Here is a 12,290-nt window from a genome sequence, read left to right on the forward strand (position 1 = left end):
CGAAACGCGGGCGCCGTTCAGGCGTCGTCGGAGGTGAAACCCATGTTGAAGCGCAGGCCGCCCGCGCCTTCGTCCTGGCCGGCTTCCGAGCGCGATTGGCCCAGGCGGGCCAGGTACTCGGGGGTGATGTCGCCGGTGATGTACTGGCCGTCGAAGCACGATGCCTCGAAGCGCGTCAGCTTGGGGTTGAGGTCGCGCACGGACTGCTGCATGTCGTGCAGGTCCTGGTAGACCAGGCTGTCGGCGCCGATCGCGCGGGCGATCTCTTCGTCGGTGCGGCCGGTGGCGATCAGTTCGCTTTGCGTGGGCATATCGATGCCATACACGTTGGGGAAGCGGACCGGAGGCGCGGCGGACGCGAAGTACACCTTGTTGGCGCCGGCGGCGCGCGCCATGTCCACGATCTCGCGGCTGGTGGTGCCGCGCACGATGGAGTCGTCGACCAGCAGCACGTTCTTGCCCTTGAACTCCATGCCGATGGCATTGAGCTTCTGGCGCACGGACTTACGGCGCACGGCCTGGCCCGGCATGATGAAGGTGCGGCCCACGTAGCGGTTCTTGATGAGCCCTTCGCGGTAGTCGAGGTTAAGGCGGGCGGCCAGCTGCATCGCGGCGGGACGCGACGAGTCCGGGATGGGCATCACGACATCGATGTCGCCCAGGCGCATGTTGCGCGCAACCTTGTCGGCCAGGTATTCGCCCATGCGCAGGCGCGCGTCGTACACCGACACGCCGTCGATCATGGAATCGGGGCGCGCGAAATAGACGTATTCGAAAATGCAGGGAACCAGTTGCGGGTTGTCGGCGCACTGCCGAGCGACCAGGCGGCCGTCCAGGTCGATGAACACGGCTTCGCCGGGCTCGACGTCGCGCACGAAGGCAAAGCCGCTGCCTTCCAGGGCGACGGATTCCGAGGCCACCATCCATTCCACGCCTTCTTCGGTTTCCTGGCGGCCGATGCACAACGGACGGATGCCGTTGGGGTCGCGGAACGCGAGCAGGCCGTAGCCGGAAATCTGGGCCACCACGGCATAGGCGCCGCGCACCCGCTTGTGCAGGGCGGCAACCGCACGGAACATCGCGTCGTCGTCGAGCGACACGCCGTTGGCCGCGGACTGCAGCTCATGCGCCAGCACGTTCAGCAGCACTTCCGAATCGGAATTCGTATTGATGTGGCGGCGGTCGACGCGGTAGAGCGATTCGCGCAGTTCACGCCAGTTGGTCAGGTTGCCGTTGTGCGACAACATGATGCCGAACGGCGCATTCACGTAGAACGGCTGGGCTTCTTCTTCGCTGGCGCTGGAGCCTGCGGTGGGATAACGCACCTGGCCGACACCGGACGTGCCGGGCAGCGCGCGCATGTTGCGCGTGCGGAAGACGTCGCGCACCAGGCCGTGCGCCTTGTACATATTGAACTGGTTGCCTTGCGACGTCGCGATGCCCGCGGCATCCTGCCCGCGGTGCTGCAACAGCAGCAAGCTGTCATAGAGCAGCTGGTTGACCGGCCCGCGCCCGATGACCCCTACGATTCCACACATGGTGAGATTTCCTGGTTGATTTGAAGCTAATCAATACGGCAGATACGTCGCCAAGGTTGGCGGCAACCACGTCTTGATATGTTTGACGGCCTCGATGGCCGAATGCGAAAACATGGCGTCCTTCCACCATGGCTCTTCCGGCAGCGGCGTGTAGCCTGCGGCGGCGACCAGCGCCAGCACGATCAGCAGGCCACGGGCCAGACCGAACATTCCGCCCAGGCCGTGGTCGGCCGGACTGAGTCCGGTGCTGCGGATCAAGGCGGCGAGGGTCATATTGACCAACCCGACGCCGAGCAACACGATGATGAACACCACGGCGTATGAGACTCCCATGCGCAGCAGCGTCGTTTCAATATAGGGTTCGAGCCACGTATAGACCGTGGGCCCCCACCATATCGCGGCCACGAAGGCCAGCAGATAGGCGACCAGCGACAGCACCTCTTTGAGCAGGCCGCGCACCAGGCCCAGCACACCCGATACCGCCAGGATGGCCAGCACGACGAAGTCGAAACCGGTCACTATTGGGCGGCAATGAAACCATTGTCATAGCCCAGGGTGCGCAAACGCGCCTGGGCCGCCTGTGCCGCCTCGCGCGAGGGGAACGGCCCCACCCGCAGACGGTACTGCTGCTTGCCATCTTTCGAGACCTGCTCGACGAATGCGTTGGTCACGCCGGCCTGATGCAGCTTGCTGCGGCGCGACTGGGCGTCTTCCGAGGTGGAGTAGGCCGCGATTTGAAGCACGAAATTGCCTTTGGACGCCGCCGGCTTGGGCGCAGGCGCGGCAGCGGGCGCGGAGCGGCCCTCGAGCAGCGCCAGGGCGCGGGCGCCGTCGTCCGAGCGCGAATCCGGCTTGGGCGGCGTGGCCGGCTTGGGTTCGGGCTTGGGCTTTGCTTCGGGCTTGGGCGGCACGGCCGGCTGCGGGGTCGCGGGCGGCGTGGCCGGGGCTGCCGCCACGGGCGGCGGCACGGACGTCACGGCAGGCGGCGTGGGCACGGGCGCATGATCCGCGGGCGCGGATTCCGGCGCGGCGGGCGCGGCAGCCTGCGGTTCGGAGATCTGGGGCTGGAACGGCGTGTTGCGTTCAGGCACCTTGATGGGGATGTTGTCGGCCACGGGCGCGGGCTGCGAGTCCAGCACCATGGGCAGCACGATGACGGCGGCAAGCACCAGGGCCACGGCGCCCGCAAGCCTGCGTCGGGCACGGCCGCGCAACTCGGCGGCCTGGACCTCGCTGGGCACGGCGGCCCGTTTGGAGGCCTGCGCCTGCTCGGCGGGATCTTTGCGTTTGAAAAAACCCATGGAAGAGAATTCCTTGCGGCGCCTTGCGGCAATACGGCGGCGGGCCGCCACCACGCGAATGGCCCGATTTGCCTATGCCTTGCGACCCAGAGCCTGCAAAACCGAGGCTACGGTGAGAAACGACCCGAACACCACGATTCTATCATTCTCCCCTGCCCGTTCGCGCGCTGCGGCAAAGGCCTGGGCCGGATCCGCGTAGGCCTGGATGCCCGGACTTTCGCTGCCGGCGGGCAGCGGGGGAAGCGCGGCGCCGACCTGGTCCGCGAGCGCCTGGCCGGGCGTGCCGCGCGGACCGGGCAGACCGGCACAGTACCAGTAGTCCACGCGGGATCCCAGCTTGGCCACGACCCCCGCGAGGTCCTTGTCGTTGAGCATGCCGAAGACCGCATGGGTGTAGGGATGGAATCCCATGTTGTCCAGGTTCTGGGCCAGCACGGCGGCGGCATGCGGGTTGTGCGCCACGTCCAGGATCACGGTGGGCTGACCCGGCAGGATCTGGAAGCGGCCGGGCAGCGAAGCCTGCAGCAACCCCAGGCGGACGGCCTGCTGCTGCACCGGGAGGCGGTCGCGCACGGATTCAAGGGCAGCCAGCGCGGCCGAGGCGTTCAGGAGCTGGTTGGCGCCGCGCAAGGCCGGATAGGCCATCGCGCTGCGGCGCTGCTCGCGCCCCCCGTAGGCCCATTGCTGGCGGTCGCCGGAATAGTTGTAGTCGCGCCCGAACAGCCACAGATCCGCGCCGATTTCCTGGACGTGGTCCAGCAGCGATTGCGGGGGCACAGGATCGGCGCAGATGGCGGGCCGGCCGCTGCGGTAGATGTGGGCTTTCTCGAAGCCGATCTTCTCGCGCGTGTCACCCAGCCATTCGGTGTGGTCCAGGTCGACGCTGGTGACAATGGAGCAGTCCGCGTCGACGATGTTCACGGCGTCCAGGCGCCCGCCCAGGCCGACTTCGAGCACGACGGCGTCCAGCCTGGATTGGGAGAAGAGGCGCAGAATCGCCAGGGTGGTGAATTCGAAGTACGTCAGCGACACGTCGCCGCGGGCGGCCTCGACCGCCTGGAACTGGGCGATCAGGTCCGCGTCGGAGGCGATCTGGCCGTTGACGCGGGCGCGCTCGTTGAAATCGATGAGGTGCGGGGACGTATACAGCCCGACCTTGTACCCGGCGGCCAGCAGGATGGCTTCCAGCATGGCGCAGGTCGAGCCCTTGCCGTTGGTGCCGCCGACGACGAACTTCACGCCGGGCAGCGCCAGGCCCATGCGCCCGGCGACTTCGCGCACGCGGTCCAGGCCCATGTCGATGGCGGTGGCATGGATGGACTCCAGGTACTGCAGCCAATCGGGCAAGGTTGCGGCAGCGTCAGGCGTACGGGCAGAAGACATGGCGGATTCGCGAAAGAAAATCAGCCTTCGATTTTAGCAGTCCGCGCACGGTGTTTTCCCTAATCCCCTAGGGAGCGGCACGGTATACCGTGGAAGAAAACGCTTGCCCAAGTTTTTCTCATACGTAAAAATAAATTCATGTATGAAAAATAAAAGGACGAGACATGACGCAGCAAAAGACCCCCGCCTGGCTGGTTCGGGAAGCCGACGTGCCTGGCTACCACCCCGCCAACCACACCGGCACGCTGAACCGCCGGCTGATCGGTCCTGACACCGTCGGCGCCCGCGGCGTCGAAGTGCTGCTGGGCGTGATCGACAAGGGCAAGGGCGCGCTGCCCCACGCGCACCCTGGCATCGAGCAGGTCTGTTATCTGATTTCCGGCACGGCCCGCGCGCAGGTGCAGGACGAATGGGCCGACATGGGGCCGGGCGACTGCTGCTACTTCCCGCCCGACATCCCGCACGTCTTCACCGTGACGAGCGAAGAACCCGCACGCCTGCTGGTGATCTACACGCCCCCCTACGAAGAATCCCCCGATCGCGTGATCCGCGACTTTCCGGCGCCACCCCCAGCCGCCTGAAGCGGCGACCTGACGGGCAGCGGCCGCAGAAGCCGCGCCCTTCCCACCTATAAAAGACTGGAGACAAACCCATGCAACCCTTACGCCTGCTAGGCGCCGCGCTGGTCAGCGGCGCCGCCCTGATCGCAGCCCCCGCCGCCCATGCCGCGGACTACCCTTCCAAGCCGATCACCCTGGTCGTGCCCTTCCCGGCGGGATCCGGGACGGACGCCGTGGGACGGATCTTCGGCTCGGAACTGTCGGCCATCCTCGGCCAGCAGGTCGTGGTGGAAAACAAGCCTGGCGCCAACGCGACCATCGCGGCCAGCTATGTGGCGCGCGCCAAGCCGGACGGCTACACGCTGTTCGTCACGACCAATACGTCGCATTCGGCCGCCCCCTGGCTGATGAAGAACGTTCCCTATGACCCGGTCAAGGACTTCACGCCCATCGCCCGCGGCGGCAACCTGCCCTTCATCCTGGTCGTGAACCCCAAGCGCCCCTGGAAGACGGTGGGCGATCTGGTTGCCGACGCCAAGAAGAATCCGGGCCGCATCACGTACGCCAGCGGCAACAGCACCGGCATCGTCGCCGGCGCCACGCTGGCCAACCGCGCCAAGGTCGACATCCTGCATGTGCCCTACAAGGGCACGCCGCAAGGCCTGACCGACGTGGTCGGCGGCCAGGTGGACTTCATGTTCACCGACCTGGCTTCCGGCCTGCCTTTCGTGCAGTCGGGCCAGTTGCGCGCCCTGGCCGTCTCCACCGCCGAGCGCAGCGCCATCGTGCCGGACCTGCCGTCCATGGCCGAAGCGGGCGTCGCCGACTTCGACCTGAACTCCTGGAACGGCTACTTCGGCCCGGCCGGCATGCCGCCGGAGATCGTGGCCAAGCTCAATGCCGCCATCAATCAGGTGGTCGCCAAGCCCGAGGTGAAAAAGCGCCTGGCCGGCCTGGGCTTCGATGCCTTTTCCAGCACGCCCGAAGCCTTCGCCCAGTTCGTGGGCGAACAGCGCGACCTGTGGGGCAAGCTGATCCGCGACGCGGGGATCGAGCAGCAATGATCGATCAGCCGCTTCCCGATACGCCCTGCGCCGGTCCGCTTGCCGGCGTGCGCATCCTGGACCTGAGTTCGGTAGTGATGGGGCCGTACGCGACCCAGGTCCTGGCGGACCTGGGCGCGGACGTGATCAAGGTGGAATCGCCGGCGGGCGACAACATGCGGGCCGTCGGTCCCATGCGCAACCCGGGCATGGGCCATATCTACCTGCACCTGAACCGCAACAAGCGGTCCATCGTGCTGGACCTGAAGACGCCCGAAGGTCTGGCCGCCTGCCTGAAGCTGGCGGAAAGCTGCGACGCCCTGCTCTACAACATCCGGCCCCAGGCGATGGCGCGGCTGGGACTGTCCTACCAGGCGGTGGCCGCCCGCAACCCACGCATCGTCTACGTGGGCGCCTATGGTTTCGGCGAGTCCGGCCCCTACGCCGGCCGCCCGGCCTATGACGACCTGATCCAGGGCCAGACCGGCATCGCCGCGCTGTCCGCCCAGCAGAGCGGCGACGTGCCCCGCTACGCGCCGCTGACGCTGGCCGACCGCGCCGTCGGGCTGCACGTCGGCATCGCGCTGGTGTCCGCGGTGCTGAGCGCCCGGACTCTCGGCCGCGGCCAGCAGGTGGAGATACCCATGTTCGAGGGCATGGCGCACCTGGTGCTGGGCGACCACCTGGGCGGCGCCACGTTCGAGCCGCCGCTCGGCCCCACCGGCTATGCCCGGCTGCTGGCCCCGCATCGCCGGCCCTACGCGACGGCCGACGGCTACATCTGCCTGCTGAACTACAACGACAAGCACTGGCGCAATTTCTTCAATCTGATCGGCAGGCCCGAACTGTCGCTGGACCCGCGCTTCTGCACGCACGGCGCGCGGGCGGCGAACATCAGCGAGGTCTACGCCTTCGTGGCCGAGGTGATCGCCACGCGGCCCAGCCAGGCCTGGCTGGACGATCTGGCCGGGGCGGACATTCCCGCTTCGCAGCTATATACGATCGACGGCCTGATCCAGGACGAGCACCTGGCCGCCACGGGCTTCATCCAGGAAATGGACCACCCGTCGGAAGGCCGGATCCGCACCACCGGCCCGCTTGGCCGATACGAAGGCACCCCCACATCCCTGCGCCGCCCCGCCCCGAAGCTGGGCCAGCACAGCCGCGAAGTGCTGGCCGAGGCCGGCTACGACCCGGCGCATATCGACGCCATGATCGCCCGTGGCATTACCCAGGACGGAAACGAAGATGGACTTTGAATTCACCCCAGACCAGTTGGCATTGCGCGACGCGGTCTCCCGCATCTGCGACCGCTATCCCGACGAATACTGGCTGGAGCGCGACCGCGAGGGCGGCTTTCCGGAACCGCTGCACGCCGACCTGGCGCGCGATGGCTGGCTGGGGATCGCCATGCCGCAGGAATACGGCGGCGCGGGCCTGGGCATGACCGAGGCCGCGCTGATGATGCAGACCATCGCCGCATCGGGGGCCGGCTTTACCGGCGCGTCGGCCGTCCACATGAACATCTTCGGCCTGAATCCGGTGGTGGTGTTCGGCAGCGACGACCAGCGCGCCCGCTGGCTCGAACCGCTGATCGCCGGACGGGAAAAGGCCTGCTTCGCCGTCACCGAGCCGGACGCCGGCCTGGACACGACCAAGCTCAGCACCCGGGCGGTGCGCCAGGGCGATGAGTATGTCGTCCACGGCCGCAAGATCTGGATATCCACGGCGCAGGTGGCCAACAAGATGCTGCTGCTGGCGCGCACCACCCCGCTGTCGGAAGTGGAAAAGCCCACGCAGGGCCTGTCGCTGTTCTATACCGACCTGGACCGCGAAAAGATCGAAGTGCGCGAGATCGAGAAAATGGGCCGCAAGGCCGTCGACTCGAACATGCTGTTCATCGACGGCCTGCGGATTCCGGTGGCCGACCGCATCGGCGAGGAAGGCCGCGGCTTCGAATACATCCTGCACGGCCTGAATCCGGAGCGGATCCTGATTGCGGCGGAAGCCGTGGGCATCGGCCGCGCGGCGCTCGACCGGGCGGTCAAGTATGCCGGCGAGCGCACGGTCTTCGGCCGTCCGATCGGCAAGAACCAGGGCATCCAGCATCCGCTGGCCCAGGCCTGGATGCAGCTGGAGGCCGCGGACCTGATGGTGTTCAAGGCGGCCAGCCTGTACGACGCGGGCAAGCCCTGCGGGCCGGCCGCCAATTCAGCCAAATACCTGGCGGCCGAGGCCGGCTACAACGCCTGCCAGACCGCGGTGATGACGCTGGGCGGCATGGGCTACGCGAAGGAGTACCACGTGGAGCGGCTGCTGCGGGAGAGCTTCATCCCCCGGATTGCGCCCGTCAGCCCGCAACTGATCATGTGCTTCATCGCGGAAAAGGTGCTGGGACTGCCCAAGTCGTATTGAAACGGCGGGCGACGCCGCGCCGGCGGGCTCAGGCCTGCTGTTCCAGGCCGGTGCAGGCGGCGCGCAGGATGCGGGCATAGGCTTCCTGCTGGGGCTCGATGCGGTAGATCGGCCCGCCCACCGAAATGGCGTAGTGCTCGCCCGAGAGCGTGACGGGCCAGGCGATGGCGCCCACGTCCGGGATGGATTCCCCGCTGTTCATGAACCACCCCCGTTGGCGCGACACCTCGATGTCCGCCAGCAGGGCCTCGCGCGTCACCAGCGTGCGTTCGTTGTAGCGGGTCATGGCGCCCTGCCCGAGCACCGCGTCCCGGGTGGGGCCGTCCAACAGCGACAGCAGTGCTTTTCCCAGCGAATTGGCGTGTACGTCCTTGAACTCGCCGGCAACAGGCGCATATCGGATCGTATGCGGCGAATCCAGCACATCCAGATAGACGACCCGGCCGTCGGTCGCCAGCTTGGCGAAGACGATGGTTTCGCGCGTAGCGTCCCTTAATTCAACAAGGCTGGGATAAACCCGGTCCAGGACAGGATCCGCCCGCGCGATGCGCTGGGCCATGGCCAGGAGACGTCCGGTGGGGTAATAGCCCTGGCGACGCCCTGTCTCATAGAGATAGCCCAGGCCGGTCAGGGTGCGGATCAGCGCCAGGCAGCTGGACACCGGCACATCCAGCAGGCGGGCCAGTTCCGACAGGGGCAGCGCACGTTTCTCGCGGGCGTACGTTTCGATGATTTCGATGACTCGCAGCGCCGTCTTGACACTCATTGACCGATCCGAACCCTTAGCACGTGAACCATCTGTTTGCGCGGGGCTAAAGTTCCCTGCGGCCGTGTCGTTATGGTAACTGAGAATTTCCTGAAAACAGCGCGTTCCTCCGAGACGCCCCCTCGCCGTTGGAGTGATCATGGCCGTAACCCCGTTAGCCCCCGCAGCGTTCGCGTCGTTACCGGTTTCGACGGTAATCGCCGCCCCAGACCCGTCAGCAACCGCCACGCCGGCGCCCGCAAGCACGAACAGCGGCGCCTCCGACAGCGCCACGTCGGATCAGTCCAATGCGCAGAAGCTGCCCCTGGATAAAGCAATCGACGAAATCAACGACCAGATGAAAGCCTGGTCGACCCAGCTTCAGTTCGAAATCGACCCCAACGTGCACCAAGTGGTGGTGTCCGTGGTCGACGCTGAGTCTGGAGACGTAATTCGCACCATCCCCAGCGAAACGGTGCTCAAAATCGCCAAAATGATCGTGAATATGCAAGGCAACGGGATCAAGACCAGTGCCTGATACGGCCCTTAAAACGCCGTTCACGCCCTGTTTTTATGCGGCCCGGTGAGAGAACCGCCGAATTAGGCCTGCCTTATGCCCTTACCCGGCCAATCGCCGGCATCCCTTTTTTGACAGAATTGCATCGCTAGGAAGGAATTTCACATGGCCACCATCACCAACCTCGGTTCGAATTCAGGCTTGCCCCTGGAGGACATCCTCACGAAGCTGCAGGCAGCCGAGGAAAAGAAGCTGGAGCAGTACACCGTACGGCAGACCAGCTTTGAAACCCGCGTCACTGCCTACGGCCAGCTGAAAAGCGCCGTCGAGGCCGTGCAGAAGGCTGCCGCCGTGCTGGGCAAGACCGAAACGATGGGCGCCGTGAAAGGCAGCGTGACCGGCGGCGACGCCCTGACCGCGACCGTGGCCGCCGAAGGCGCCGTGGCGGGGGAATACACGATCAACGTGAAGAGCGTTGCCACCTCCCAGACGCTGCAATCGGGTGCGGTCGCCGACCGCAAGGCATCCAACGGCGCCACGGGCTCGTTTGAAATCGAACTGGCCGACGGCACCAAGAAAACCGTCGACCTGAAGGACGACACTTCCCTGAACGGCATCGTCAAGGCGGTCAACGCCGACGACACGCTGGGCGTGCGCGCCACCGTCATCACCGACGGCGACGGCAAGAGCTACCTGATGCTGACCGCCAAGAACACCGGCGTGCAGGCCTCGGTCAAGTCCATCACCGTGACCGGCGACCAGTCGCTCAAGGACGTCCTGAACTACAACACCGACGCCGGCGACACCAGCACCAAGATGACGGCCACCGCCGCCGTGGACGCCGAGATCGACATCAACGGCATCACGGTCAAGAGCGGCACGAACAATATCTCGACCGCCATCGACGGCGTGACGCTGAACCTGACGACCAAGACCGAAGCCGGCAAGCCGATCACGCTCAAGCTGGAAAGCGATCCCTCGGTGGCCAGCAAGGCCATCCAGAGCTTCGTCACCGCCTACAACACGCTGCAGACGACGATCAAGAACCTGACGGCGTTCGACGCGACCGCCGCCACCAACCAGCCGCTGACCGGCGACGGCACGACGCGCAGCATCCAGTCGTCGCTTGCCAGCGCGCTGCAGTTCGTGACGGGCGAAGGCTCGATGCGTTCGCTGGCCGACCTGGGCATCACGACGAATCCGAACACGCGCCAACTGACGCTGGACCAGACCAAGCTGGACAAGGCCCTGGCCACGAACAGCGCCGACGTCACCCGCATGCTGTCCGGCGCCGATGGCCTGGCCGCCAATTTCGAAAAGGCGACCAAGGACATCCTCAGCGACACCGGCTCGATCAAGACCAAGACCGACGGTCTGGCCAAGTCGATCGAAAACGTGAAGAACCAGTACACCCGCGCCAAAGCCGCCGGCGAAGCCCAGCTGGAGTTGATGCGCGCCCAGTTCGTCCAGTTGGACAAGTTCGTTGCACAGCAGTCGGTCACGGCCAACTACCTGACCCAGCAGTTTGCGGCCATGAACAAGTCGAACTCATAACCAAGAAGATGCTTTAGATGACGTACGCCGCACGCCGCCCCACAGGCTCATACTCCGTCCGCTCCTACGCCGATATCGGCCTGGAAACGCAAGTAATGAGCGCCACCCCGGAAAGGCTGATCACCCTGCTCTACCAGGGTGCGCGTGCGGCGATCGGGCAGGCGCGCATTCACCTGCAGGAAGGCCGCGTGTCCGAACGGGGCACGGCAATCACCAAGGCGATCAAGATCGTCGACGAAGGCCTGAAAATGGGCCTGAACATGGAGGCTGGCGGCGACATCGCCGCCAATCTCAGCCGGCTCTACGATTACATCGTCCGCACGCTGTTGATGGCGAACCTGAAAGCGGACGTCGAGCAGCTCGACATCGCAGACCGCCTGCTGGCGGATCTGGCCGAAGCCTGGCAGACCTCCATCGACCGGCCTGCCCCCGGCGCACAGCTTTGATGGCCCACACGACGAATTCAGCCAGCCATCCAGCGCCCGAGATTTCTATGACGTCCCTTACCCAGTACTCCGCCATCCTGGAACAGTATCAGGAGATCGCCATATCCACGGGCGAAATGTTGACGGCCGCCCAGGCCGGCGACTGGGATACCGCGCTCATGCATGGGCAACTCTACTGCGAGCAGGTCGAGCGCCTGCGCCATGCCGAACGCTCCAGCCCCCTGGATGAAGCCGGCCGCAGCATGAAGTACGACCTGCTCGTGCGCATCCTTGAAAACGATGCGATGACGCGCGATCTGGCGCTGCCGCAACTGGCGCGGCTGGGCGAACTGCTGGGGCGCATGAAGCGCCAGCAGACCCTGCTGTCCGCCTACGGCAACCAGGCGCCTGAAGAATGAGCATCGGTCCCGCCGCGCTCGGCAACGTCCTGGTGCAGCGGTTGGACGCCGTGCTTGGCACGACGATGTCCGCCGCGAACGCCAATCAGGTTTCCGGCGCGCGGCCCGATGCGGTCAGCCAGCCCGGCAGTCCGGAGAAAGCCGGACCGTCGGACGGATCGGCCCGCGATTCCCGGCAAGGCATACAGACTGGCGGCGCCCGAGGCGACCGCCAGAATACTGTTGTCGACCCCAAAACCGCCGCGGCGCTGGCGCTGGCCGCCCGCGGCCTGGTCACCAGCAGCGACACGACCGCATCCGCGCCGACCACGCTGGGCACGACCGCCCGCACCATTCTCGCCCTGCTTGCCCAGTTTCCCGAAGCCGCGCCTCCCGTGCAGGGCCGCGCGC

13 protein-coding genes and 1 pseudogene are annotated in these 12,290 nt (G+C 66.1%); 9 read left to right on the forward strand and 5 right to left on the reverse strand.

The features are described 5' to 3' along the window. Positions 1-17: 17 nt before the first annotated feature. The 4 genes from purF to folC form a co-directional block, all read right to left on the reverse strand. Complete coding sequence (gene purF, locus ABE485_RS22030) at positions 18-1,538, reverse strand: amidophosphoribosyltransferase (RefSeq protein ID WP_346517392.1); 1,521 nt, start codon at positions 1,536-1,538, stop codon at positions 18-20. Between the two features lie 30 nt (positions 1,539-1,568). Further along, positions 1,569-2,057, reverse strand: a complete 489-nt coding sequence (locus ABE485_RS22035) for a CvpA family protein (RefSeq protein ID WP_346517393.1) — start codon at positions 2,055-2,057, stop codon at positions 1,569-1,571. Further along, positions 2,057-2,839, reverse strand: a complete 783-nt coding sequence (locus ABE485_RS22040) for an SPOR domain-containing protein (RefSeq protein WP_346517394.1) — start codon at positions 2,837-2,839, stop codon at positions 2,057-2,059. The genes ABE485_RS22035 and ABE485_RS22040 overlap by 1 nt, the downstream gene beginning before the upstream one ends. Before the next feature lie 72 nt (positions 2,840-2,911). Further along, positions 2,912-4,222, reverse strand: a complete 1,311-nt coding sequence (folC, locus tag ABE485_RS22045) for a bifunctional tetrahydrofolate synthase/dihydrofolate synthase (RefSeq protein ID WP_346517395.1) — start codon at positions 4,220-4,222, stop codon at positions 2,912-2,914. Positions 4,223-4,386: 164 nt separating this feature from the next. Here folC and ABE485_RS22050 point away from each other — a divergent pair, with 164 nt between their 5' ends. The 4 genes from ABE485_RS22050 (at position 4,387) to ABE485_RS22065 (ending at position 8,240) form a co-directional block, all read left to right on the forward strand. Then, positions 4,387-4,803, forward strand: a complete 417-nt coding sequence (locus tag ABE485_RS22050) for a cupin domain-containing protein (protein ID WP_346517396.1) — start codon at positions 4,387-4,389, stop codon at positions 4,801-4,803. Between the two features lie 71 nt (positions 4,804-4,874). Then, positions 4,875-5,846 carry a Bug family tripartite tricarboxylate transporter substrate binding protein gene (locus ABE485_RS22055; RefSeq protein ID WP_346517397.1) on the forward strand — a complete coding sequence of 324 codons (972 nt, stop codon included), beginning with the start codon at positions 4,875-4,877 and terminating at the stop codon, positions 5,844-5,846. Next, positions 5,843-7,084 (forward strand): CaiB/BaiF CoA transferase family protein, encoded by a 1,242-nt coding sequence (locus ABE485_RS22060; RefSeq protein ID WP_346517398.1) that lies wholly within the window; start codon positions 5,843-5,845, stop codon positions 7,082-7,084. Before ABE485_RS22055 ends, ABE485_RS22060 begins: the two co-directional genes overlap by 4 nt. Further along, on the forward strand, positions 7,074-8,240 hold the full coding sequence (locus ABE485_RS22065) for an acyl-CoA dehydrogenase family protein (protein ID WP_346517399.1): 1,167 nt from the start codon (positions 7,074-7,076) through the stop codon (positions 8,238-8,240). Before ABE485_RS22060 ends, ABE485_RS22065 begins: the two co-directional genes overlap by 11 nt. 28 nt (positions 8,241-8,268) lie before the next feature. Here ABE485_RS22065 and ABE485_RS22070 read toward each other — a convergent pair whose 3' ends face one another. Further along, on the reverse strand, positions 8,269-9,006 hold the full coding sequence (locus ABE485_RS22070) for an IclR family transcriptional regulator (protein WP_346517400.1): 738 nt from the start codon (positions 9,004-9,006) through the stop codon (positions 8,269-8,271). A gap of 139 nt (positions 9,007-9,145) precedes the next feature. Between ABE485_RS22070 and ABE485_RS22075 the strand changes: the two genes are divergently transcribed. The 5 genes and pseudogenes from ABE485_RS22075 to ABE485_RS22095 form a co-directional block, all read left to right on the forward strand. Further along, the gene (locus ABE485_RS22075) at positions 9,146-9,523 is read left to right on the forward strand and encodes a flagellar protein FlaG (RefSeq protein ID WP_346517401.1); all 378 of its coding nucleotides are present in this window, start codon (positions 9,146-9,148) and stop codon (positions 9,521-9,523) included. 144 nt (positions 9,524-9,667) lie between these two features. After that, complete coding sequence (gene fliD / locus ABE485_RS22080; protein ID WP_346517402.1) at positions 9,668-11,056, forward strand: flagellar filament capping protein FliD; 1,389 nt, start codon at positions 9,668-9,670, stop codon at positions 11,054-11,056. Positions 11,057-11,073: 17 nt separating this feature from the next. Further along, a complete protein-coding gene (gene fliS / locus ABE485_RS22085) occupies positions 11,074-11,502 on the forward strand; it encodes a flagellar export chaperone FliS (protein WP_346517403.1) in 429 nt (142 codons plus the stop codon). Between the two features lie 47 nt (positions 11,503-11,549). Then, positions 11,550-11,900: a flagellar protein FliT gene (locus ABE485_RS22090; protein ID WP_346517404.1), complete on the forward strand. Its 351-nt coding sequence runs from the start codon at positions 11,550-11,552 to the stop codon at positions 11,898-11,900. Continuing rightward, positions 11,897-12,290, forward strand: a pseudogene (locus tag ABE485_RS22095) (flagellar hook-length control protein FliK); the annotation flags it as partial. The gene ABE485_RS22090 and the pseudogene ABE485_RS22095, both read left to right, overlap by 4 nt.

The organism is Achromobacter spanius, from assembly GCF_039673305.1.
Taxonomy (GTDB): domain Bacteria; phylum Pseudomonadota; class Gammaproteobacteria; order Burkholderiales; family Burkholderiaceae_B; genus Achromobacter; species Achromobacter spanius_F.

Coding starts and splice junctions, on each gene's coding strand:
- purF (WP_346517392.1), bottom strand. CDS start 1,538: ATGTGTGGAATCGTAGGGGTCATCGGGCGCGGGCCGGTCAACCAGCTG.
- ABE485_RS22040 (WP_346517394.1), bottom strand. CDS start 2,839: ATGGGTTTTTTCAAACGCAAAGATCCCGCCGAGCAGGCGCAGGCCTCC.
- folC (WP_346517395.1), bottom strand. CDS start 4,222: ATGTCTTCTGCCCGTACGCCTGACGCTGCCGCAACCTTGCCCGATTGG.
- ABE485_RS22050 (WP_346517396.1), top strand. CDS start 4,387: ATGACGCAGCAAAAGACCCCCGCCTGGCTGGTTCGGGAAGCCGACGTG.
- ABE485_RS22055 (WP_346517397.1), top strand. CDS start 4,875: ATGCAACCCTTACGCCTGCTAGGCGCCGCGCTGGTCAGCGGCGCCGCC.
- ABE485_RS22060 (WP_346517398.1), top strand. CDS start 5,843: ATGATCGATCAGCCGCTTCCCGATACGCCCTGCGCCGGTCCGCTTGCC.
- ABE485_RS22065 (WP_346517399.1), top strand. CDS start 7,074: ATGGACTTTGAATTCACCCCAGACCAGTTGGCATTGCGCGACGCGGTC.
- ABE485_RS22070 (WP_346517400.1), bottom strand. CDS start 9,006: ATGAGTGTCAAGACGGCGCTGCGAGTCATCGAAATCATCGAAACGTAC.
- ABE485_RS22075 (WP_346517401.1), top strand. CDS start 9,146: ATGGCCGTAACCCCGTTAGCCCCCGCAGCGTTCGCGTCGTTACCGGTT.
- fliD (WP_346517402.1), top strand. CDS start 9,668: ATGGCCACCATCACCAACCTCGGTTCGAATTCAGGCTTGCCCCTGGAG.
- fliS (WP_346517403.1), top strand. CDS start 11,074: ATGACGTACGCCGCACGCCGCCCCACAGGCTCATACTCCGTCCGCTCC.
- ABE485_RS22090 (WP_346517404.1), top strand. CDS start 11,550: ATGACGTCCCTTACCCAGTACTCCGCCATCCTGGAACAGTATCAGGAG.